The sequence below is a fragment of the Orlajensenia flava genome (genome assembly GCF_004801905.1).
Classification (GTDB): Bacteria; Actinomycetota; Actinomycetes; order Actinomycetales; family Microbacteriaceae; genus Orlajensenia; species Orlajensenia flava.
Map to the genome: position 1 here is coordinate 64,575 of NZ_SSSN01000012.1, position 21,114 is coordinate 85,688.

General features: G+C 70.0%; 19 protein-coding genes. 17 read left to right on the plus strand and 2 right to left on the minus strand.

All coding sequences use genetic code 11. The annotated features are described in order from the left end of the window. Positions 1-39 precede the first annotated feature (39 nt). Positions 40-738 (minus strand): transcriptional repressor LexA, encoded by a 699-nt coding sequence (gene lexA / locus E6C70_RS14190; RefSeq protein ID WP_235833544.1) that lies wholly within the window; start codon positions 736-738, stop codon positions 40-42. A gap of 274 nt (positions 739-1,012) precedes the next feature. On the opposite strand from lexA, the gene E6C70_RS14195 reads away from it, so the two are divergent. The 9 genes from E6C70_RS14195 to E6C70_RS14235 all read left to right on the plus strand — a co-directional run bounded on the left by E6C70_RS14195 (position 1,013) and on the right by E6C70_RS14235 (position 12,318). Beyond that, positions 1,013-1,369, plus strand: a complete 357-nt coding sequence (locus E6C70_RS14195) for a LysM peptidoglycan-binding domain-containing protein (protein ID WP_235833536.1) — start codon at positions 1,013-1,015, stop codon at positions 1,367-1,369. A gap of 98 nt (positions 1,370-1,467) precedes the next feature. After that, complete coding sequence (locus E6C70_RS14200) at positions 1,468-2,574, plus strand: histidinol-phosphate transaminase (protein WP_136425208.1); 1,107 nt, start codon at positions 1,468-1,470, stop codon at positions 2,572-2,574. After that, the gene (gene hisB / locus E6C70_RS14205; RefSeq protein ID WP_136425209.1) at positions 2,571-3,182 is read left to right on the plus strand and encodes an imidazoleglycerol-phosphate dehydratase HisB; all 612 of its coding nucleotides are present in this window, start codon (positions 2,571-2,573) and stop codon (positions 3,180-3,182) included. The genes E6C70_RS14200 and hisB overlap by 4 nt, the downstream gene beginning before the upstream one ends. After that, positions 3,179-3,814, plus strand: coding sequence for an imidazole glycerol phosphate synthase subunit HisH (hisH, locus tag E6C70_RS14210; protein ID WP_136425210.1), 636 nt, complete (start codon positions 3,179-3,181; stop codon positions 3,812-3,814). The genes hisB and hisH overlap by 4 nt, the downstream gene beginning before the upstream one ends. A gap of 69 nt (positions 3,815-3,883) precedes the next feature. Continuing rightward, positions 3,884-4,630, plus strand: a complete 747-nt coding sequence (gene priA / locus E6C70_RS14215) for a bifunctional 1-(5-phosphoribosyl)-5-((5-phosphoribosylamino)methylideneamino)imidazole-4-carboxamide isomerase/phosphoribosylanthranilate isomerase PriA (protein ID WP_136425211.1) — start codon at positions 3,884-3,886, stop codon at positions 4,628-4,630. Next, positions 4,614-5,384, plus strand: a complete 771-nt coding sequence (locus tag E6C70_RS14220; RefSeq protein ID WP_136425212.1) for an SseB family protein — start codon at positions 4,614-4,616, stop codon at positions 5,382-5,384. The genes priA and E6C70_RS14220 overlap by 17 nt, the downstream gene beginning before the upstream one ends. Before the next feature lie 59 nt (positions 5,385-5,443). After that, positions 5,444-6,865: a pyridoxal phosphate-dependent decarboxylase family protein gene (locus E6C70_RS14225; RefSeq protein WP_235833537.1), complete on the plus strand. Its 1,422-nt coding sequence runs from the start codon at positions 5,444-5,446 to the stop codon at positions 6,863-6,865. Between the two features lie 150 nt (positions 6,866-7,015). After that, on the plus strand, positions 7,016-11,518 hold the full coding sequence (locus tag E6C70_RS14230) for an ATP-dependent helicase (RefSeq protein WP_136425213.1): 4,503 nt from the start codon (positions 7,016-7,018) through the stop codon (positions 11,516-11,518). Further along, positions 11,518-12,318: a DNA-formamidopyrimidine glycosylase family protein gene (locus E6C70_RS14235; RefSeq protein WP_136425214.1), complete on the plus strand. Its 801-nt coding sequence runs from the start codon at positions 11,518-11,520 to the stop codon at positions 12,316-12,318. The genes E6C70_RS14230 and E6C70_RS14235 overlap by 1 nt, the downstream gene beginning before the upstream one ends. A gap of 5 nt (positions 12,319-12,323) precedes the next feature. Here the strand turns inward: E6C70_RS14235 and E6C70_RS14240 are convergent, their stop codons facing one another. Continuing rightward, complete coding sequence (locus tag E6C70_RS14240) at positions 12,324-12,698, minus strand: DUF1844 domain-containing protein (RefSeq protein WP_136425215.1); 375 nt, start codon at positions 12,696-12,698, stop codon at positions 12,324-12,326. Positions 12,699-12,960: 262 nt separating this feature from the next. Here E6C70_RS14240 and infC point away from each other — a divergent pair, with 262 nt between their 5' ends. The 8 genes from infC to argJ all read left to right on the plus strand — a co-directional run bounded on the left by infC (position 12,961) and on the right by argJ (position 21,113). Next, complete coding sequence (gene infC / locus E6C70_RS14245; RefSeq protein WP_136425240.1) at positions 12,961-13,548, plus strand: translation initiation factor IF-3; 588 nt, start codon at positions 12,961-12,963, stop codon at positions 13,546-13,548. Further along, positions 13,541-13,735 (plus strand): 50S ribosomal protein L35, encoded by a 195-nt coding sequence (gene rpmI / locus E6C70_RS14250; protein WP_136425216.1) that lies wholly within the window; start codon positions 13,541-13,543, stop codon positions 13,733-13,735. The genes infC and rpmI overlap by 8 nt, the downstream gene beginning before the upstream one ends. Before the next feature lie 30 nt (positions 13,736-13,765). Beyond that, positions 13,766-14,146 (plus strand): 50S ribosomal protein L20, encoded by a 381-nt coding sequence (gene rplT, locus E6C70_RS14255; RefSeq protein ID WP_136425217.1) that lies wholly within the window; start codon positions 13,766-13,768, stop codon positions 14,144-14,146. A gap of 81 nt (positions 14,147-14,227) precedes the next feature. Next, complete coding sequence (locus tag E6C70_RS14260) at positions 14,228-15,028, plus strand: TrmH family RNA methyltransferase (protein WP_136425218.1); 801 nt, start codon at positions 14,228-14,230, stop codon at positions 15,026-15,028. 45 nt (positions 15,029-15,073) lie between these two features. Then, a complete protein-coding gene (gene pheS / locus E6C70_RS14265; protein WP_136425219.1) occupies positions 15,074-16,138 on the plus strand; it encodes a phenylalanine--tRNA ligase subunit alpha in 1,065 nt (354 codons plus the stop codon). Position 16,139: 1 nt separating this feature from the next. Continuing rightward, on the plus strand, positions 16,140-18,680 hold the full coding sequence (gene pheT / locus E6C70_RS14270; protein WP_136425220.1) for a phenylalanine--tRNA ligase subunit beta: 2,541 nt from the start codon (positions 16,140-16,142) through the stop codon (positions 18,678-18,680). Positions 18,681-18,921: 241 nt separating this feature from the next. Then, a complete protein-coding gene (gene argC, locus E6C70_RS14275) occupies positions 18,922-19,965 on the plus strand; it encodes an N-acetyl-gamma-glutamyl-phosphate reductase (protein ID WP_136425221.1) in 1,044 nt (347 codons plus the stop codon). Continuing rightward, positions 19,962-21,113 (plus strand): bifunctional glutamate N-acetyltransferase/amino-acid acetyltransferase ArgJ, encoded by a 1,152-nt coding sequence (argJ, locus tag E6C70_RS14280; RefSeq protein WP_136425222.1) that lies wholly within the window; start codon positions 19,962-19,964, stop codon positions 21,111-21,113. Before argC ends, argJ begins: the two co-directional genes overlap by 4 nt. Position 21,114: the final 1 nt, after the last annotated feature.

The window sequence follows — 21,114 nt, forward strand, 5'->3', positions numbered from 1 at the left end:
TAGAACCGGACACCCGCAGTTCCTGCGTTCTCGAGACGCTCAGACGGATCGGAGCACCGCGACGACCTTGCCGAGCACCTCGGCGAAGTCGCCCAGGATCGGTTCGAAGGCCGAGTTGCGGGGGAGTAGCCAGGTGTGACCGTCGCGCTGGCGGAACACCTTGACGGTTGCCTCGTTGTCGAGCATCGCGGCGACGATCTCGCCGTTCTCGGCCGTATTCTGCTGGCGCACGACGACCCAGTCGCCGTCCGTGATGGCCGCATCGATCATGGAATCTCCGACGACCTTCAGGATGAACAGCTCGCCCTTGCCCACGAGTTGGCGAGGGAGTGGGAAGATCTCCTCGATCTGCTGCTCGGCCGTGATGGGGATGCCCGCGGCGATGCGACCGACCATCGGCACCATCGCGGCGTCTCCCATCGAGATACCGGTGGTGTAGCCGTCTTCGCCTGCGCTGTCCGCCGTCTCGGTGGATGGCACCTCGATGAGCACCTCGAGGGCACGCGGCCGATTGGGGTCGCGTCGGAGATACCCCGACAGCTCCAGCTGACCCAACTGGTGGGTGACGCTCGAGAGGGAGGCCAGTCCGACGGCATCGCCGATCTCGCGCATGCTCGGCGGATAACCGCGCTGGCTCACCGATCGCTGGATGAACTCGAGGATGGCGCGCTGTTTGACGCTCAGGCTCTTGCGTCGTCGCGTCCCCGGCTTGGCTCCGTCGCTGCCGGCGTTGTCGATGTCGGTCCCCACTGATCGCACCTTCCTCGTCGTGCTCAGCAGAGCCGAACCGAACGATGTCGGTGGGTGCTGATTACCTGTCTCCAGACACTCGAAACTGTATCCGGGTGGCTGGACAACGACAAACATTCGTTCGAGTGTGTCGCGGATCGGTTCGCGAATTCTACGAACGCAGGTGTTGATTGTTTGAATAATCGAAGATATATTCGGAACACAGCTTCGCATCCGGCTCTCCCGGCCGAGAGCCGGATGCGAGAACCTCCAGGAGGACGCCTTGAGCACCATCGCCTTCAGCACCTCGAGCCGCACAGCTTTCCCCTCGCCGCGCACGCGCATGCACTTGACCCGGCGTGGACGTGTCGTCTTCACGGCCCTGGCCGCCGGTCCCCTCGTGGCTGGAGCGCTCGTGTTCGGCCTCAACGCGGGAGGCGCCGCCGCTGGCTCCAGCGGTGCGGGCTCCACGTTCGACTACGTCACCGTCCAGTCGGGCGAGTCGCTCTGGCAACTCGCGGAGACGATCGCCCCCAATGCCGACCCCCGCGACGTCATCGCCGACATCGTCTCGCTCAACCAGCTCGGTTCGACCGACATCGAGCCGGGCCAGCGTCTCGCAATCCCCGCGAAGTACTGAGCGGCGACCGACGCCCGGCCACGGCGGCCGGGTCGCGGCCCCGGTGACGCGAGTCGCAGCCCCCGTAACAGCGGATCGGCGCCGGTACCATGGGCTGAGTGACGAGTCTCGACGACCTTCCCCTGCGCGATGACCTCCGCGGACGCACGCCGTACGGCGCCCCGCAGAAGTCCGTGCCCGTCGCCCTCAACGTCAACGAGAACACGCATCCCATCCCCGAAGACGTGGCCATCGACATCGTCGGCCGCATCGCTCGGGCGATCCCGGGGGTGAACCGTTACCCCGATCGCGAGTTCACCGGTCTGCGGAACGCCCTCGCCGACTACCTCGGGCACGGCATCACGAGCGATCAGATCTGGGCGGCCAACGGGTCCAACGAGGTCCTGCAGCACGTGTTGCAGGCGTTCGGAGGACCCGGCCGCGCACTGCTGGGCTTCGCACCCACCTACTCGATGTATCCGCTGCTCGCAGCCGGCACCGGCACCGGCTGGATCGCCGCCGACCGCGATGCCGACTTCGAGATCACCCCCTCGACGGCCGCCGCGGCCATCCGGGAGCACGATCCCGACATCGTCTTCCTGTGTTCGCCCAACAACCCGACGGGTACACCGCTGTCACTCGATACCATCTCCGCCGCCTACGACGCCGCATCCGGGGTCGTGGTGGTGGACGAGGCGTACGCCGAGTTCGCCCCGGCCGGCACCCCGAGCGCACTGACCCTGCTCGAGGGGCGCCCACGGCTACTGGTCTCCCGCACGATGAGCAAGGCCTTCGCCTTCGCCGGTGTGCGCCTGGGTTACCTCGCCGCCGACCCGGCGGTCACGGATGCGCTGCGCCTCGTGCGGCTTCCGTACCACCTCTCCGCACTCACGCAGGCCGCCGCTGAGGGTGCCCTCGCCCACAGCGCCGAGATGCTCGCCATGGTCGACGAGATCCGCATCCAACGCGATCGCATCGTGGCCGAACTCACCACGCTTGGCTACGAGGCCTATCGCAGCTCCGCCAACTTCGTGCTGTTCGGCGGGGTCGACGATCCAGGGGCGGTCTTCGAGGAACTCCTGGGCCAGGGCATCCTGATCCGCGATGTCGGCATTCCGCATACGCTCCGTGTCACGGCGGGAACCGAAGCCGAGACCAGCGCGTTCCTGGCGGCCATCGCCGTGCTCGCTCCCGTCGCGCGGCCCGCCTCTAGGATCGACGCATGAGCGAGAGAGCACCTCGTACCGCCCGCATCGAGCGAGCCACGAGCGAGTCGAGCATCGACCTGAGCGTCGACCTCGACGGGACCGGCCGCAGCGATATCGAGACGACGGTGCCGTTCTTCGACCACATGCTCACCGCGTTCGCCAAGCACTCCATCACGGACATCACCGTCCGCGCGAGCGGCGACACCCACATCGACGTGCACCACACCGTGGAGGACACCGGCATCGCGCTGGGACAGGCGATCAGGCAGGCGCTCGGCGACAAGCGCGGCATCGCCCGCTACGGTGACGCCCTCGTACCGCTCGACGAGGCGCTCGCGCAGGCCGTCGTCGACATCTCCGGCCGTCCTTACCTCGTCCACGAGGGTGAGCCGGCCGGTTTCGAGTACCACCTCATCGGCGGCCACTTCACGGGCTCGATGGTGCGGCACTTCTTCGAGGCCATCACCTTCGCGGCCGGTCTCACCGTGCACGTCACCCTTGTGCGCGGCCGTGACCCGCACCACATCGCCGAGGCGGAGTTCAAGGCGTTCGCCCGCGCCTTCCGCGCGGCCAAGGCGCTCGATCCGCTGATCGTCGGCGTCCCGTCGACCAAGGGCTCCCTGTGAGCGCTCCACGCGTCGTCGTCCTCGACTACGGGTCGGGCAACGTCCACTCGGCCACCAAGGCGCTCGAGAGGGCCGGGGCGGATGTCCGTCTCACATCCGATCGTCGTGCCGCCCTCGACGCCGACGGACTCGTGGTGCCCGGCGTCGGTGCCTACGCCGCGGTGATGGGCGCCCTCCGGGCCGCGCGAGCCGACGAGATCATCGATCGGCGACTGGCCGGGGGTCGCAACGTCCTCGGCATCTGCGTCGGTCTGCAGGTGCTGTTCGAGCGCGGCGTGGAAGGCGGCGCCGACACCGAGGGCCTGGGCGAGTGGCCCGGATCGGTCACCCGCTTGGACGCCCCCGTGCTTCCCCACATCGGGTGGAACACGGTCGAGGCTCCCGAGGACTCTGTTCTGTTCGACGGCATCCGCGACGAACGGTTCTACTTCGTGCACTCGTACGCCGCGCAGGCGTGGGAGCTCGACGTGATGCCGCCGTTCCCGCAGCCGCGCATCACCTGGGCCGAGCACGGGTCGCGGTTCATCGCGGCTGCCGAGAACGGCCCGCTCGCGGCCACCCAGTTCCACCCCGAGAAGTCGGGGGACGCGGGCATCCGCCTGCTGCGCAATTGGATCGACTCCCTCGAGTGAGACTTCGGAATGCCGCACCCGGCGTCCGCCCCAGTACCGTGCGGCGCAGCCGCCCCGATCGAGGATGAGATGAGCGATTTCAGCGAGAGTGCCGACCTGGTGCTGCTTCCGGCCGTCGATGTGGCCGACGGCAAGGCCGTCCGGCTGACTCAGGGCGAGGCGGGAACCGAGACGAGCTACGGCGACCCCGTCGATGCGGCGGCGGACTGGGTGGAGCAGGGGGCGGAGTGGATCCACCTCGTGGACCTCGACGCCGCCTTCGGACGCGGCGACAACCGGGACGTGCTGCGGCGAGTCATGCGCCACGTCGACGGCGCTCACGTCGAGCTCTCGGGAGGCATCCGCGATGACAAGTCGCTCGATGCCGCACTCGACCTCGGTGCCAAGCGGGTGAATCTCGGCACGGCGGCTCTGGAGAACCCGGAGTGGGCCGCGAGCGCCATCGCCCGGTACGGCGAGGCGATCGCCGTCGGCCTCGATGTGCGGGGCACGACGCTGGCCGCCCGCGGCTGGACGCGTGAGGGAGGTGACCTCTGGGAGGTCCTCGCGCGGCTGGAGGACGCCGGATGCGCGCGTTACGTGGTGACCGACGTCACCAAGGACGGAACCCTGCAGGGGCCGAACCTCGAGCTGCTCGAACGCGTGATGGAGCGCACCGAGCGCCCCGTCGTCGCATCCGGCGGCATCTCGAGCCTCGATGACATCGCCGCACTGCGCGACCTCGTTCCCCGCGGTCTTGAAGGAGCGATCGTGGGCAAGGCCCTCTACGCCGGAGCCTTCACCCTTGCCGAGGCGCTGGATGTCGCATCCGCCTGAGCCGCCGAGCGATTCAGCCGGCCAGCCGTGGGCCGGCCGGTCGTTCGACCGCAACGCCCACGTCGCCGACGATGGCTCGGCCCCGCCGCGCCTGCTCGAGGCGCTGCTGCGCTTCCGCGCACGCGAGCTCGGTGCCGCCGACGTCATCGACGCGGTACGCGACGCGCGCCTGCTGATCCCGCTGGTGGCGCGGCTCGGAGAATCGGGCGAGAACGCGCGCGGGCAGTTGGTCGACAAGACGCAGGAGCTCGCCATCGTGACGGTCGCCGGACCGGACGGGCGCAGCGTGCTCCCGGTGTTCACCTCGGTCACCGCGATGGCGACCTGGAACGGCCTCGCGCGTCCCGTGCCGGCCGACGGGGTGCGTGTGGCTCTCGCGGCCGCGAGCGAGCAGACCGACCTCGTGGTCATCGACCCCACGTCGGCGACCGAGTTCGCCATCCGTCGGCCCGCGCTGTGGGCCGTCGCACAATCGCAGCCATGGAGACCGAGCTTCGAGTCGCCCGGCGTTCGTGCCGCGTTCGCGCGCTCCATCGAGAGCGAGCTGGCGGTCATCGCGATCGAGCTGATCGACGGCGACCCCGACGCGCGGCTGGCCGGTCCCGAGCTCATCGTCGAGCTGGAACTGATCTCCGGCCTCGATCGCGGCGAGCTCGACGCGGTTCTCGCGCGACTCGCGCAGCGATGGGCGGCCGACGATGCCATCGCCACCGGCGTCGACTCCCTGAAGGTGCGCATCGTCGCATCCGTGTGAACCCTGTTGCGTGCTCGAGAAGGTGGGAGCACGATGAGGCGGCAGGAAGGGAGACACCGATGGTCTCAGTTCAGGATGACGCGGCGCCCATGACGCCGGCAGGGCCCACCTCTTTCACGGAGGGATACCGGGCCCCGCTCGCGGCAGCAGCGGCTTACGCCGAGCGCTGGTTCGAGGGGTTGGCCGACCGACCGATACCACCGTCACTCGACATCGATCAGGTGAAGGAACGACTCGGTCGGGAGCTGCCCGACCTCGAGACGGACGCCACGGAGGTCGTCGACCTGCTCATCGAGGCGGCGGAACCGGGCGTCATGGCCATGCAGTCGCCGCGCTTCTTCGGCTGGGTCATCGGTGGCACCTACCCCGCCGCCCTCGCCGCCGACTGGGTGGTCAGCACCTGGGACCAGAACGCCGGCATGCGGCTCGTGACGCCGGGCGTCAGCGCGGCGGAGGAGATCGCGGGCAGCTGGCTCGTCGACCTGCTGGGGTTCCCGGCCGAATCGCTGGTGGGCTTCTCGACAGGCGCGACCACGGCGAACACCGCGGGACTCGCAGCAGGTCGCACGGCCGTGCTCGAGCGCATCGGGTGGGACGTCGGCCGCGACGGACTGCAGGGCGCCCCGCGGCTCCGCGTGTTCGCCGGAGCCGAGCGTCACGCATCCGTGGACCTCGCCCTGCGCTACCTCGGCCTCGGCGTCCCCGAGCTCATACCCGTCGACGACGAGGGCCGCATCCAGGTCGATCGACTAGCCGCTGCCCTCGCCGACCTGGACGGACCGGCCATCGTATGCCTCCAAGCGGGCAGCATCCACGCGGGCTCCTTCGACGACTTCGCACGCGCCATCCCACTCGCTCACGACGCCGGGGCCTGGGTGCACATCGACGGCGCCTTCGGCCTCTGGGCGGCGGCCTCACCGCGCCATCGCGCCCTGATGGAGGGCGCCGAGCAGGCCGACTCCTGGGCGACGGATGCGCACAAGACCCTCAACGTCCCCTACGACTGCGGCATCGCGATCGTCGCGGATGGCCGCGCCATGGTGGGGGCCCTGGGACTTCACGCCGAGTACCTGCCCGGGGCGGGCGGAGGTGTCGACCCGCACGAGATCTCACTGGAGATGTCGCGTCGGGCGCGCGGCGTGCCCGTCTGGGCGGCGTTGCGCGCGCTCGGTCGTGAGGGCGTGGAGCGGCTCATCGACGGGCTCGGCGAGCAGGCGACGGCGCTCGCCGATGGTCTGTCCGCCCTCCCCGGCGTGCGCGTCATCAACGACGTCGTCTACACGCAGGTGTGCGTGACGTTCGATGCGCCGGCGAGTCCGGCATCCGTCGCGGCCGCCCTCAATGCCGACGGCGGCGTGCTGGCCTTCCCCTCCCGTTGGCGCGGTCAGGACGTGCTGCGCTTCTCCGTGAGCGATTGGGCGACGGATGCGCAGGCGGTCGAGGCGACGGTGACGGCAGTGCGGCGGGCGCTCGCCAGCTGACCGGGTCGCCGGGAGCACCTTTCAGGAGTGGAGGAGTGTCACTGCCACGCGTTACCGGAGAGGCCCGAGCGACACGCACTCCACTCCTGAATTGCGGATGCCCGGCTCGCGCCCGGTCGATGTGTCGGCGGGTCACGGCAGGATGGAGGCATGGGCTCTCCGCTCGAAGGATTCTCCCAGGCCACCCGCACGTGGTTCGAGGAGTCCTTCCGCGCGCCCACCCTCGCGCAGGCCGGGGCGTGGGAGGCGATCGGGCGCGGATCGCACGCCCTCGTGATCGCGCCCACCGGTTCCGGCAAGACCCTCTCGGCGTTCCTGTCCTCCATCGACCGGCTCCTAGCCCATCCGACCGAGACGCCCGGCACCCGTGTGCTCTACATCTCCCCGCTCAAGGCGCTCGGCGTCGACGTCGAGCGCAACCTGCGGGCGCCGTTGACGGGCATCGCCCGGGTCTCCGAGCGGCTCGGCGTCGAGCCGCCGCACGTCAGCGTCGGGGTGCGCTCGGGTGACACGCCGGCCGCCGACCGTCGTGGTCTGCTGCGCACGCCCCCCGACATCCTCATCACCACCCCCGAGTCCCTGTTCCTCATGCTCACTTCCGCGGCACGGGACATCCTCCGATCGGTCGACACGGTCATCGTCGACGAGATCCACGCCGTCGCGGCGACCAAGCGCGGTGCCCACCTCGCCCTCTCCCTCGAACGCCTCGACGCCCTGCTCGACCGGCCGGCGCAGCGGATCGGGCTGTCGGCGACTGTCCAGCCGGCCGAGGAGGTGGCCCGTTTCCTGTGCGCCAGCGCACCGGTCGAGATCGTGGCACCGCCGTCCGAGAAGCGCTTCGACCTGAGCGTGGTCGTTCCCGTCGAGGACATGGCCAACCTGCCGGCCAGCGACGACGCCACCGGATCGATCTGGCCGCACGTCGAGGAGGGCATCCTCGATCGCGTGCTGGCCAACCGCTCGTCGATCGTGTTCGCCAACTCGCGCAGGCTCGCCGAACGCCTCACCGCCCGGCTCAACGAGATCTACGAGGAGCGCACCACGGATGCCGTGACGCCAGCACTCGTGGGCGCCCCACCGGCGGCCATGATGGCCCAGTCGGGTCAGACGTCCGGCGCCGAACCGCTGCTCGCCCGCGCCCATCACGGCTCCGTGAGCAAGGAGCAGCGGGCGATGATCGAGGACGACCTCAAGTCGGGTCGGCTCCGCTGCGTGGTGGCCACGTCGAGCCTCGAGCTGGGCATCGACATGGGCGCCGTCGACCTCGTAGTGCAGGTGGAGGCGCCGCCATCCGTCGCCAGCGGCCTGCAGCGCGTCGGACGCGCCGGGCACCAGGTCGGCGAGGTGTCGCGCGGAATCATCTTCCCCAAGCAGCGGGCCGACCTCGTGCACGCCGCCGTCACCGCCGAGCGCATGCTCGCCGGTGCGATCGAGACCATGCGCATCCCGACGAATCCGCTCGACATCCTCGCCCAGCAGACCATCGCCGCGGTCGCGCTCGACTCCCTCGACGTCGACGAGTGGTTCACCACCGTGCGGCGGAGCGCCCCCTTCACCACCCTTCCCCGCTCCGCGTACGAGGCGACGCTCGACCTCCTGGCCGGTCGCTACCCGTCGGACCGGTTCGCCGAGCTGCGCCCCCGCATCCTCTGGGATCGCGAGAGCGGCGCGCTCACCGGTCGGCCGGGGGCTCAACGACTCGCGGTGACGAGCGGTGGCACCATCCCCGACCGCGGCATGTTCGGGGTGTTCCTCGTCGGAGGCGACGAGACCACCGGTCGGCGCGTGGGGGAGCTCGATGAGGAGATGGTCTACGAGTCGCGCGTGGGCGACGTCTTCGCGCTGGGAGCCACGAGCTGGCGCATCCAGGAGATCACGTTCGACCGCGTCAACGTCGTCCCGGCTTTCGGCCAGCCCGGCCGCGTGCCGTTCTGGAAGGGCGACAGTCTTGGTCGTCCCGCTGAACTCGGTCGCGCCCTGGGTGCGTTCATGAGGGAGATCACCTCGGCCAGCGATGAGGATGCTCGCGCGCGGGTGTCTTCGGGTGGTCTCGACGACTGGGCGACCGGCAACCTGCTGGCTTTCCTCGCCGACCAGCAGCGCGCCACCGGGCAGGTCCCCACCGACCGAACCCTCATCATCGAGCGCACGCGCGATGAGCTCGGCGACTGGCGCATCATCCTGCATTCCCCCTACGGCATGCACGTGCACTCGCCGTGGGCGCTCGCCGTGGCTGCTCGGGTGCGCGAGCGCTTCGGCATCGACGGCGCAGCGGTCGCGAGTGACGACGGCATCATCGTGCGCATCCCCGACACGGCGGCCGAGCCGCCCGGCGCAGACCTGTTCGTGTTCGAGGTGGATGAGCTCGAGCAGCTCGTGACCGACGAGGTGGGCGGCTCTGCGCTCTTCGCCAGCCGATTTCGGGAGTGCGCCGCCCGTGCGCTCCTACTTCCGAGGTACAACCCGGGCGCCCGTTCGCCACTGTGGCAGCAGCGCCAGAAGGCCTCCCAGCTACTCGACGTCGCTCGCACGTTCCCGACCTTCCCGATCATCCTCGAGACCATCCGCGAGGTGCTGCAGGACGTCTACGACGTTCCCGCCCTGCTCGCCCTCTCGCGGGAGATCGCCTCGCGCAGCATTCGCCTGGTCGAGACCACCACCGAGACGCCGAGCCCGTTCGCGAGCTCGCTCCTGTTCGGCTACGTGGGCGCGTTCATGTACGAGGGCGATTCACCACTGGCCGAGCGCCGTGCCGCCGCCCTCGCCATCGACTCTGCCCTGCTCGGCGAGCTGCTGGGACGCGTCGAACTGCGCGAGCTCCTCGATCCCGGCGTCATCGACGACACCGAGCAGGAACTGCAGAGGCTCGCGCCCGATCGGCGCGCTCGTGGTCTTGAAGGGGTGGCCGACCTGCTGCGCACGCTCGGTCCCCTCACGGTGGAGGAGGTGGCGGCCAGGCTCGAACCCGACACCGGCGACGCTGCGACCCTGCTGGGCGAGCTGGCGTCCGCGCGCCGCGCGATGACCGTGACGGTGGGCGGCCGGCAGCAATCAGCGGCGGTGGAGGACGCGGCGCGCCTGCGCGACGGACTCGGCATCCCGCTTCCGCTCGGCATCTCCGCCGCGTTCACCGAGGGCGTCGACGATCCGCTCGGCGACCTCATCAGCCGCTACGCCCGCACGCACGGGCCGTTCGGCACCGAGGACGTCGCCGACCGGTTCGGCATCGGGGTCGCCGTCGCGCGCGGCGTGCTCCGGCGGCTGGCAGATGCGCGCCGCATCGTCGAGGGAGAGTTCCGGCCGCACGGGACGTCGGCGGAGTGGTGCGACGCCGAGGTGCTGCGCAAGCTCCGTCGTCGCTCGCTCGCGGCCCTGCGCCATGAGGTCGAGCCGGTCGAGCCGCGCGTCCTCGGGCGCTTCCTGCCGCGCTGGCAGAACGTTGGAGGCCGCCTCCGCGGACTCGACGGCGTCGCCTCCGTCATCGAGCAGTTGGAGGGTGCCAAGCTTCCGGCATCCGCGTGGGAGTCCTTGGTGCTGCCCGCTCGCGTCGGCGACTACAGTCCGGCGATGCTCGACGAGCTGATGGCGACGGGCGAGGTGGTCTGGGCCGGGTCCGGTGCGCTCGCCGGGGACGACGGCTGGGTCAGCCTGCACCTCGCCGAGACGGCCGCGTTGACCCTCCCCGTGAGCGCAGACGCCGACACGTCGGCGCTGCAGAAGGACGTGCTCGCCGCGCTGGGCTCCGGCGGGGCGTACTTCTTCCGCCAACTCTCCGACGCCGTAGGCGCCCAGGATGACGCCGCTCTCGTCGAGGCGGTGTGGGAACTCGCGTGGGAGGGCCTCATCACGAACGACACCTTCGCCCCCATTCGATCGCTCCTCGCGGGCGGGCGGGGCGCGCACAAGCCGCAGCGCTCAGCGCCGCGCTCGCGGATGATGCGCGGTCGGTCCCTGCCTCGTCCCACCGCGGTCACGCGATCAGGCCCGCCGAGCGTCGCGGGTCGGTGGTCGATCCTCCCGCTGCCCGACGAGTCGGCTACCCGTCGAGCCGCTGCCCTCGGCGAGACGCTGCTCGAGCGCCACGGAGTCGTCACGCGGGGCGTTGCGGTGTCCGAGGGGGTGTTGGGCGGCTTCGCTCTCGTCTATCGCACCCTGCGCGGGTTCGAGGAGTCCGGGCGCGCCCGGCGCGGCTACTTCGTCGAGAAGCTCGGTGCTGCCCAGTTCGCCGCCCCGGGGGCGGTCGACCGGTTGCGCAGTTACGTCGAGCCGGCGACGGATGCGGTGCCGGTGCACACCCTCGCCGCCACCGACCCGGCATCCCCGTTCGGCGCTGCCCTGCCGTGGCCGGCGCTCCCGGATGGGACCGCCCATCGTCCCGGCCGCAAAGCCGGAGCTCTCGTCGTCATGGTCGACGGGGAGTGCGTGCTGTTCATCGAGCGCGGCGGCCGCACGACCATCGCCTTCACCGACGACACCGACATCCTCGAGCAGGCGGCACGCTCGGTCGCATCGGTCGTGACGCGGGGGAGCCTCCGCAAGCTCGCCGTCGAGACGGTCAACGGGCTCTTCGTGCTCGGAACTCCGCTCGGCGTCGCCCTCCGCACGGCCGGCTTCGGCGAGACGCCGCGCGGGCTCCGGCTGAGCGCCCGCTGATGCCCGAGGGCGATACCGTCTACCGTGCCGCGGGGCGTCTGCGCGAGGCGATCGAGGGCCGGGTGCTCATCCGCTCCGACTTCCGGGTGCCGAAGTTCGCCACCCTCGACCTCGCCGGCGAGCTCGTCCACAGCGTCGCCAGCAAGGGCAAGCACCTGCTCATCAGGGTCGGAGATGTCACCATCCACTCGCACCTCAAGATGGAGGGCGAGTGGCGGGTCTACCGCCGAGGGGAGCGCTGGACGAGGCCGGCGTTCCAAGCCCGCGTGGTGCTCGACACCGCGGATACCTCGGCCGTCGGTTTCGAACTCGGGCTGCTCGAGGTGATCGCGGCCAGTGCCGAGGCGGATGAGATGGGCTACCTCGGTCCGGACCTGCTCGGGGACGACTGGGACGCCCACGAGGCCGTCCGGCGCGTGGAGGCCGCACCCGGCGTGCCGATCGCTGTGGCGCTCCTCGACCAGCGCAACCTGGCCGGCCTCGGAAACGTCTTCGTCAACGAGCTGTGCTTCCTCCGGGGCCAGCTCCCGCAGCGGCCGGTCGCGGATGTCGCCGACGTGGCGGCATCCGTCGATCTCGGTCACCGCCTCATCGTGGCCAACCGCGACCGGTCCGACCGCACGACGACGGGCGTCGACCGACGCGGGCAGCGGCTCTGGGTCTACGGCCGGGGCGGCCAGCCCTGCCGCCGGTGCGGAACGAAGATCCAGCGCGGCGAACTCGGACGTGAGACATCCGGCTCGATCATCGAGGATCCGCAGCTGCGGGTGACGTACTGGTGTCCGCACTGCCAGAGCTGACCGGCTCAGGTGACCGGGCCGGTCCACTTCTCGCCGGGACCCTTGCCGATGGGGTCGGGGATGCTCGACGCCTCGCGGAAGGCCAGTTGCAGCGCGCGCAGGCCGTCGCGGAGCGACCGGGCGTGCATGTCGCTGATCTCGGGTGCACCCGCCGTGATGAGACCGGCCAGGGCGTTGATGAGCTTGCGTGCCTCGTCGAGGTCGAGCTGCGACTCGGGATCGTCGGCGAGGCCGCACTTGACCGCGGCGGCGCTCATGAGGTGGACGGCCGCGGTGGTGATCACCTCGACCGCAGGTACTTCGGCGATGTCGCGAGTGGCCCCGACAGCCGCGTCCTCGCTATCGTCGTAGGGGCTGCCGGGCTCGAAACTGTGACTCACTGAAATCCTCTGCTAGACTCATGCAGGCTTCTGGGCAGTTTCGCCCGGAAACGAAAGTGGAGATTCTCCCACCCGCGCATACCGCTTCACTAGGTTACCGGGTCGATTGCACTCCGCTCCGTCGCTGCGAGGCGTCGGAGTAGACAGGGTGCCGCAGGAACCGCGCATGCAATGCGTGTGCGGAATGCGTGGATCTTCTCTCTCGTCGCCTCACGGCATCCGTCGTGCGGCAACCGCTGAAGAACGACTAGAGGAGACTCGCATCACCGATCCCCGTACAAACGACCGCATCCGCGTTCCCGAGGTCCGCCTCGTCGGACCCGCAGGCGAGCAGGTCGGCATCGTCAAGATCGAGGTTGCCCTGCGTCTGGCGCAGGACGCCGACCTGGACCTCGTCGAGGTCGCCCCCAACTCCAAGCCGCCTGTGGCCAAGATCATGGACTACGGCAAGTTCAAGTACGAAGCCGCGCAGAAGGCCAAAGAGGCACGGCGCAACCAGGCCAACACGATCCTCAAAGAGGTTCGCTTCCGTCTGAAGATCGACAAGCACGACTACGAAACCAAGCGCAAGCGCGCCGAGGGCTTCCTCAAGGCCGGCGACAAGGTCAAGGCCATGATCCTGTTCCGCGGCCGCGAGCAGTCCCGCCCCGACCAGGGCGTGCGTCTGCTCCAGAGATTTGCCGAAGATGTGGCGGAGTTCGGTTCCGTCGAATCGACCCCCACCATCGACGGTCGAAACATGGTCATGGTCATCGGCCCGCTCAAGAACAAGAGCGAGGTCAAGGGCGAGGCCAACGCACAACGTGCCGCCACCAAGGCGGCGTCCAAGCAGGAGGAAGAAAATGCCTAAGCAGAAGACCCACTCCGGGTCCAAGAAGCGCTTCAAGGTCACCGGTACCGGCAAGGTCATGAAGCAGCAGGCCGGTATGCGTCACAACCTCGAGGTCAAGTCCTCGGGTCGCAAGGCTCGCCTGAACCAGGACCAGGTGCTGGCTCCGGCCGACGCCAAGGTCATCAAGAAGCTTCTCGGTCGCTGAGCGCGACAGACCCGTTAGGAAGATAGAGAAATGGCAAGAGTAAAGCGGGCGGTAAACGCCCACAAGAAGCGCCGGGTCATCCTCGAGCGCGCCGAGGGCTACCGCGGCCAGCGTTCGCGCCTCTACCGCAAGGCGAAGGAGCAGGTCACCCACTCCCTCGTCTACAGCTACAACGACCGTCGTGCCCGCAAGGGCGACTTCCGTCGCCTGTGGATCCAGCGCATCAACGCGGCGGCGCGTGCCAACGGCATGACTTACAACCGTCTCATCCAGGGCCTCGGCCTGGCCGGCATCGAGGTGGATCGTCGCATCCTCTCCGAGCTCGCCATCAGCGAGCCCGCCACGTTCGCGGCACTCGTCGCGAGCGCCAAGGCTGCCCTGCCTGAGGACGTCAACGCCGCCAAGGCGTAGTCCGCACGTCACACGAAGACCCGGTCGCCTCACGGTGGCCGGGTCTTCGTGCGTCCCGACACCGCTGGATAGACTGGCCCCATGCTGGAGAACCCGCGCTCGCCCCGCGTGCGAGCCGTCGCCAAGCTCGCCAAGAAACCAGCCAGGGCGGAGAGCGGCTTGTTCCTCCTGGAAGGACCTCAGGCCGTGGCCGAGGCTCTCACCTTCCGCCCCCAGCTGCTGGTCGATCTGTTCGCGACGCCGAGTGCCTGGGAACGGCACCCCGACATCGCGCAGGCCGCAGCGGACGCCGGCATCGAAGTCGAGTTCGTGACGGAGCACGTGCTCGACGCCATGGCCGACACGGTCACGCCTCAGGGCTTCGTCGCCGTCTGCCACCAGTTCCCCACCTCGGTGAAGGACATCTTCTCGTCCGAGCCGCGCCTCGTGGCAATCCTCGAGGAGGTGCGCGACCCGGGCAACCTCGGCACCATCGTGCGGGCGGCGGATGCGGCGGGGGCCGACGCGGTGATCCTCACCGGCCGCAGCGTCGATCTCTACAACCCGAAGGTCGTCCGGTCCTCCACCGGATCCATCTTCCACCTGCCCATCGCCGTCGACGTCGAACTCTCCGACGTGCGCGAACGCGCCCACGCCGCCGGCCTGCAGGTGCTCGCGGCGGACATCAAGGGCGACGACCTGCTGAGCGTCCGATCCGCCGGCGTCCTCGCGGAGCCGACGGCGTGGCTGTTCGGCAATGAGGCCCGAGGCCTACCCGACGACGTGCTGGCGCTCGCCGACCGGGCCGTGTCCTTGCCGATCTACGGCAGTGCCGAGTCGATGAACCTCGCAACGGCGGCATCCGTCTGCCTCTACGAATCCGCCTTCGCGCAGCGCAGCTGATCGCCGGAGCACGCCGGGTCCCGCTCGCCGGTAAACTCGGTTCTCGTGTCTGAACCCACCGAGAGCACTCCCGAGGCCACGCCCGAGATAAGCGAGGCGACCGTCGACGCCGCCGTCGATGCCGCCACCGCCGCGATCGAGGGCGCGGCCGATTCAGCGGCCCTCAGGGCGGTTCGTGCCGCGCACACGGGGGAGCACTCCCCGCTGGCCCGCCTGAACGCGACGCTGCGGACCGTGGCGCCCGAGAACAAGGCGGCGTCCGGCAAACTCGTCGGCCAGGGCCGTGCCCGCGTGAACCAGGCGTTCGCCGCCCGCGAGGCCGAGGTGCTGGCCGCCGAAGCGTCCGCGCAGCTCGAGGCGGAGCGCGTGGACGTGACCGCCGCCGCGGACCGGCACCCGATGGGGGCGCGGCATCCGCTCTCCCTTCTGCAGGATGCCGTGAGCGACGTGTTCATCGGCATGGGCTGGGAGATCGCCGAGGGGCCGGAGGTGGAGAGCGAGTGGTTCAACTTCGACGCGCTCAACTTCGATGCAGACCACCCCGCGCGCGCCATGCAGGACACCTTCTTCATCGACCCGCCCGAGGCGCACCTCGTGATGCGCACGCACACCAGTCCGGTGCAGGTGCGGGCGATGCTCGAGCGCGATCTGCCCATCTACGTGCTCGCGCCCGGTCGCGTGTTCCGCACCGATGAGCTCGACGCCACCCACACGCCCGTCTTCATGCAGTTCGAAGGACTCGCGGTCGACAAGGGGCTCACCATGGCCCACCTGCGCGGCACCCTCGAGCACTTCGTCCAGGCGATCTTCGGCGAGGGCGCGCGCGTGCGCCTGCGGCCGAGCTACTTCCCGTTCACCGAGCCGAGCGCCGAACTCGACTTCTGGCACCCGACCTTCAAGGACGGCCCGCGCTGGATCGAGTGGGGCGGCTGCGGCATGATCAACCCCAATGTGCTGCGCTCGGCCGGAATCGACCCCGAGGTCTACTCCGGATTCGCGTTCGGCATGGGGGTCGAGCGCGGGCTGATGCTCCGCAACGACGTGCAGGACATGCGCGACATGGTCGAGGGCGACGTGCGCTTCTCGCAGCAGTTCGGAATGGTGGTCTGAGATGAGAGTGCCACTGAGCTGGCTGGCCGAGTACGTCGACCTGGTGCCCGGCAGCACCCCCGAGGATATCCACGCCGCCCTGGTGAGGGTCGGGCTCGAGGAGGAGGACATCCACCGCTCCGAGCTCACCGGACCCATCGTCGTCGGCGAGGTGCTCTCCTTCGATGAGGAGCCGCAGAGCAACGGCAAGACCATCCGCTGGTGCCAGGTGCGGGTCGCGCCCGAGGGCGGGAGCGCTGCGGACACGTCGACCGGGCTCAGCACGAGTGGCGGAGACGCCGTGCGCGGCATCGTCTGCGGCGCGGGCAACTTCTTCGTCGGCGACAAGGTGGTCGTGACCCTTCCCGGCGCGGTGCTCCCCGGCCCGTTCCCCATCGCCGCGCGCAAGACCTACGGCCACGTCTCCGACGGCATGATCGCATCCGCGCGCGAGCTCGGCCTCGGCGAGGAACACGACGGCATCCTCCGGCTGACCGAGCTGGGCCTCGACCCGGAGGTCGGCGAGGACGCCATCGCCTTGCTCCACCTCGACGATGCCGCGATCGAGATCAACGTCACGCCCGATCGGGGCTACGCCTTCTCCATTCGAGGCGTCGCACGTGAGTACGCCCACGCCACCGGGGCCGCCTTCCGCGACCCGGCCGACGCCCAGGATCTCGGCACCTCATCGTTCCCGGTGGCGATCGACGATCGGGCACCCATCCGCGGTCGGGCCGGCGCGACGCAGTTCGTCACGCGGATCGTGCGCGACATCGACCCCACGCGTCGGACGCCCGCGTGGATGGTCTCCCGCCTCAAGCTCGCCGGGGTGCGCTCGCTGTCGCTGACGGTCGACATCTCGAACTATGTGATGCTCGAGCTCGGCCAGCCCAATCACGCCTACGACCTCGACACACTGGTCGGAGGAATCACCGTGCGGCGAGCCGAGCCCGGCGAGCACATCGTGACGCTCGACGAGAAGGACCGTACGCTCGACGCCGAAGACCTGGTGATCGCCGACGACGAGGGACCCATCGGACTTGCGGGGGTCATGGGCGGTGGGCGGACGGAGATCAGTTCCGGCAGCCGCAACGTGCTCATCGAGGCGGCCACCTTCGACCCGATCACGATCGCCCGCTCCGCTCGGCGGCACAAGCTGCCCAGCGAGGCGGCGAAGCGCTTCGAGCGCGGAGTCGATCCGCAGATCGCCGAAGTGGCGGCGGCCCGGGTCGCGCAGCTGCTGGTCGACCTCGCGGGAGGGATCGCAGATGCGGGCAACTCGCCCTTGGCGACCTCGCCGGAGCGGGAGCCGATCCTGCTGCCCGACGGCTACGTCTCGGGCCTCATCGGCGTGGAGTACTCCGACGAGGAGATCCGCTCGACGCTCGTCGAGATCGGCGCGCACGTCGAAGCAGCGGAGGCCGGTCTCTCGGTGACCCCGCCGAGCTGGCGCCCCGACATCACCGGCAAGCACGATCTGGCCGAGGAGGTGGCCCGCATCAGCGGGTACGACCGCATTCCGGCGATCCTGCCCGTCGCGCCCCCCGGGCGAGGTCTCACCCGCGAGCAGCGCCTGCGCCGCGTCGCGGCCGACGTCCTGGCCGGTGCCGGCCTCACCGAGGTGCTCGCCTATCCGTTCGTGAGCGCCGCCGACGTCGCGGACTACGCCAGTGTGCGCGGCCCCATCGACTCCCCGGTGCGCGTGGCGAATCCGCTCGACGGCGAGCGACCGGTGCTGCGCACGTCGCTGCTGCCGGGGCTCGCCGACGTCGCCCACCGCAACCTTTCGCGCGGACTGACCGACCTCGCCGTGTTCGAGATCGGGCTGGTGTTCCTTCCTCGCGCGAACGGGACGTTCGGCAGCGCCGAACTGCCGGTCGGCAACGAGCGCCCGACGGATGAGCAGCTCGACGCCCTCGTGGGCGGAATCCCCGATCAGCCGCGACTGGTCTCGGGGCTGCTGCTCGGAAACGCGGTCACCCGTCAGCCCGGTCAGGGTGCACTCGCCTGGGACTGGCAGGACGCCATCAGCGTCGTCCGTCGCCTGGGCGGAGCGCTCGACCTGCGGATGGAGATCGAGCAGGGCGAACACCCCGCGTTCCACCCCGGTCGCACCGCACGCGTGATCGTCGGCGGACGGACGGTCGGCTTCGCCGGCCAACTGCTGCCGGACCTGGCACAGGCGGCTGACCTGCCGCGCGTCGTCGCCGCGTTCGAGGTCGACCTCGATGCCCTCATCCGTCTCGGCCGGTCCGACGTGATCGCGACGCCCGTGCTGACGATGCCGGCCGCCACGCAAGACCTCACCCTCGTCGTCGACGATGAGGTGGCGGCATCAGCCGTTCGCTCGGCCATCGTCGAGGGTGCGGGTGCGCTGCTCGAGGACGCGCGCCTGGTCGACGACTACCGAGGTCAGGGCCTGCCTGACGGCGCGAAGAGCCTGACCTTCGCGCTCCGATTCCGCGCGGCAGACCGCACCTTGACGGCCGCTGAAGCCTCCGCGGCGAAGCTGGCCGGCGCGGCACGCGCCACGGAGCTGACAGGGGCGCACCTGCGGGAGTAACCCACGCAGGATTATTGCGTCGTTTGCACGATTGCGTCGCGGCGCGATAGGGTCGCGTCATGTCCACCGCTCAGCCGTACATCTCGCGCACCGTGCGCGAGATCGTCGAGCCGAGCCGGGCCATCGTGGAGCGCCGCCGGGCCGAGCGCCGACTCTAGGCGACCCCGTCGACGGCCGATCGGCCGTTGCAGCGGGTGTCGCCGGATCCTGCCTCGCACGCTCCCGACCCTAAGGTGGAACCATGACGTACTCCGTCGCCGTCAGCGGCGCGTCCGGCTACGCGGGCGGTGAGATCCTCCGCCTGCTCGCGGGCCATCCCGAGTTCGAGGTGCGCACCGTCACAGCGCACCAGAATGCCGGACAGTCGCTGATCTCCCAGCAGCCTCACCTGCGTTCGTACGCCGGTCTGACACTCGAGCCGACCACGCCGGAGGTGCTCTCCGGTCACGACGTGGTCTTCCTCGCGCTGCCTCATGGTGCCTCCGCGGCGGTCGCCGCCCAGCTCGACGCCGACGCGCTCATCATCGACTGCGGAGCCGACCACCGACTCGAGAGCGCGGCCGACTGGGCGGCCTTCTACGGAGGAGACCACGCTGAGCCGTGGACCTACGGCGTGCCCGAGCTTCCTCTCGCGGTCGGGACGCAGCGCGGCGCACTCGCGTCGACCCGCCGCATCGCCGCGCCGGGCTGCAACGCCAGCACGGTCGCACTCTCGCTCGCGCCGGGCATCCGGGCGGGCGTCATCGAGGAGCGCGACCTCGTCAGCGTGCTCGCCGTCGGTCCGAGCGGTGCGGGCAGGAGCCTGAAGGCCGACCTACTGGCGAGCGAGATCCTCGGCAGCGCCAGCCCCTACGCCGTCGGCGGCGTCCATCGCCACATCCCCGAGATCCTCCAATCCCTGCGGGCGGCCGGGGCGGCGGAACCCGCCATCTCGTTCACGCCGGTGCTCGTCCCGATGGCGCGCGGAATCCTCGCGACCTCGACGGCCCGCATCGTGCCCGGGACCGACGCAGCCGCCGTGCGCGCCGCCTGGGAGGCCGCCTATGCCGGTGAGCCGTTCGTCCAACTGCTTCCGGATGGCGAGATGCCGCGCACCGCCGACGTCCTGGGCGCCAACACGGCACTCCTCGGCCTCGCCGTCGACGAGGCGGTCGGGCGCGTCGTCGTGATCGCGGCGGTCGACAACCTCGTCAAGGGAACGGCAGGCGCCGCCATCCAGTCCGCCAACATCGCGCTCGGCCTGCGCGAGACCCTCGGTCTCCCCGTGAACGGAGTCGCACCGTGACCGTCACATCCCCCCTGGGCTTCGAGGCCGCCGGAGTCGCCGCCGGCATCAAGGCGTCCGGTGCGCTCGACCTCGCGCTCGTCGTCAATCGAGGGCCGCTTCAGAACGCGGCGGTCGTGTTCACCAGCAACCGAGCGCAGGCCAATCCCATCCTGTGGTCCAAGCAGGTCGCCGCGGATGGAGTGGTCGGAGCCATCGTGCTCAACTCGGGCGGGGCGAACTGCTTCACCGGGCCGGAGGGATTCCAGGTCACGCACCGCACGGCGGAGGCCGTCGGCGAGGTCCTCGACATCTCTCCCGGTGACGTTCTGGTGTGCTCGACGGGGCTCATCGGGGACCAGCTCGACGGCGAGGTCCTGGCCGCCGGGGTCGTCGCGGCAGCGGCAGCACTCGCGACCACCGGCGGAGAGGACGCCGCCCGCGCGATCATGACCACCGACAGTCGGCCGAAGACCTCGGTGCGATCAGGCGACGGCTGGTCGATCGGAGGCATCGCCAAGGGAGCGGGAATGCTCGCACCAGGGCTCGCGACGATGCTCGTTGTCATCACGACGGATGCCGCGCTCGAGCATCCCGCCCTCGACGCCGCGCTGCGTCAAGCGACGCGGGTCACGTTCGACCGCCTCGACTCCGACGGCTGCATGTCGACCAACGACCAAGTGAGCCTGCTCGCGTCGGGCGCGTCGGGCGTCACGCCGGACGAGGCCGACTTCCGGGCCGTGCTGACGGCGGTCTGCCGCGATCTCGCCGAGCAGCTGCAGGCGGATGCGGAAGGCGCCAGCCACGACATCGCCATCGAGATCATCGGCGCCGCGAGCGAGCTGGATGCTGTCGAGGTCGGCCGATCCGTCGCTCGCAACAACCTGTTCAAGGCCGCCATCTTCGGCAACGATCCCAACTGGGGCCGGGTACTCGCCGCGATCGGCACGACGAGCGCCACCTTCGACCCCTACGACGTCGACGTGTCGATGAACGGCGTGCGCGTCTGCAGCGGCGGCCGTCCCGATCGTCCCCGCGAGGAGGTCGACCTCGCACCGCGCGCCGTCCACGTGCTGATCGACCTGCGGGTCGGCGAGGCGAGCGCCACCATCCTCACCAACGACCTCACGCACGACTACGTGCACGAGAACAGCGCGTACGCGAGTTGAC

Bases quoted from the DNA above. Each gene is read 5' to 3' on its own strand.
- argC (WP_136425221.1), top strand. From the start codon at position 18,922: ATGACGTACTCCGTCGCCGTCAGCGGCGCGTCCGGCTACGCGGGCGGT.
- E6C70_RS14260 (WP_136425218.1), top strand. From the start codon at position 14,228: ATGCTGGAGAACCCGCGCTCGCCCCGCGTGCGAGCCGTCGCCAAGCTC.
- rpmI (WP_136425216.1), top strand. From the start codon at position 13,541: ATGCCTAAGCAGAAGACCCACTCCGGGTCCAAGAAGCGCTTCAAGGTC.
- pheT (WP_136425220.1), top strand. From the start codon at position 16,140: ATGAGAGTGCCACTGAGCTGGCTGGCCGAGTACGTCGACCTGGTGCCC.
- E6C70_RS14235 (WP_136425214.1), top strand. From the start codon at position 11,518: ATGCCCGAGGGCGATACCGTCTACCGTGCCGCGGGGCGTCTGCGCGAG.
- hisB (WP_136425209.1), top strand. From the start codon at position 2,571: ATGAGCGAGAGAGCACCTCGTACCGCCCGCATCGAGCGAGCCACGAGC.
- E6C70_RS14225 (WP_235833537.1), top strand. From the start codon at position 5,444: ATGGTCTCAGTTCAGGATGACGCGGCGCCCATGACGCCGGCAGGGCCC.
- rplT (WP_136425217.1), top strand. From the start codon at position 13,766: ATGGCAAGAGTAAAGCGGGCGGTAAACGCCCACAAGAAGCGCCGGGTC.
- priA (WP_136425211.1), top strand. From the start codon at position 3,884: ATGAGCGATTTCAGCGAGAGTGCCGACCTGGTGCTGCTTCCGGCCGTC.
- E6C70_RS14220 (WP_136425212.1), top strand. From the start codon at position 4,614: ATGTCGCATCCGCCTGAGCCGCCGAGCGATTCAGCCGGCCAGCCGTGG.
- E6C70_RS14230 (WP_136425213.1), top strand. From the start codon at position 7,016: ATGGGCTCTCCGCTCGAAGGATTCTCCCAGGCCACCCGCACGTGGTTC.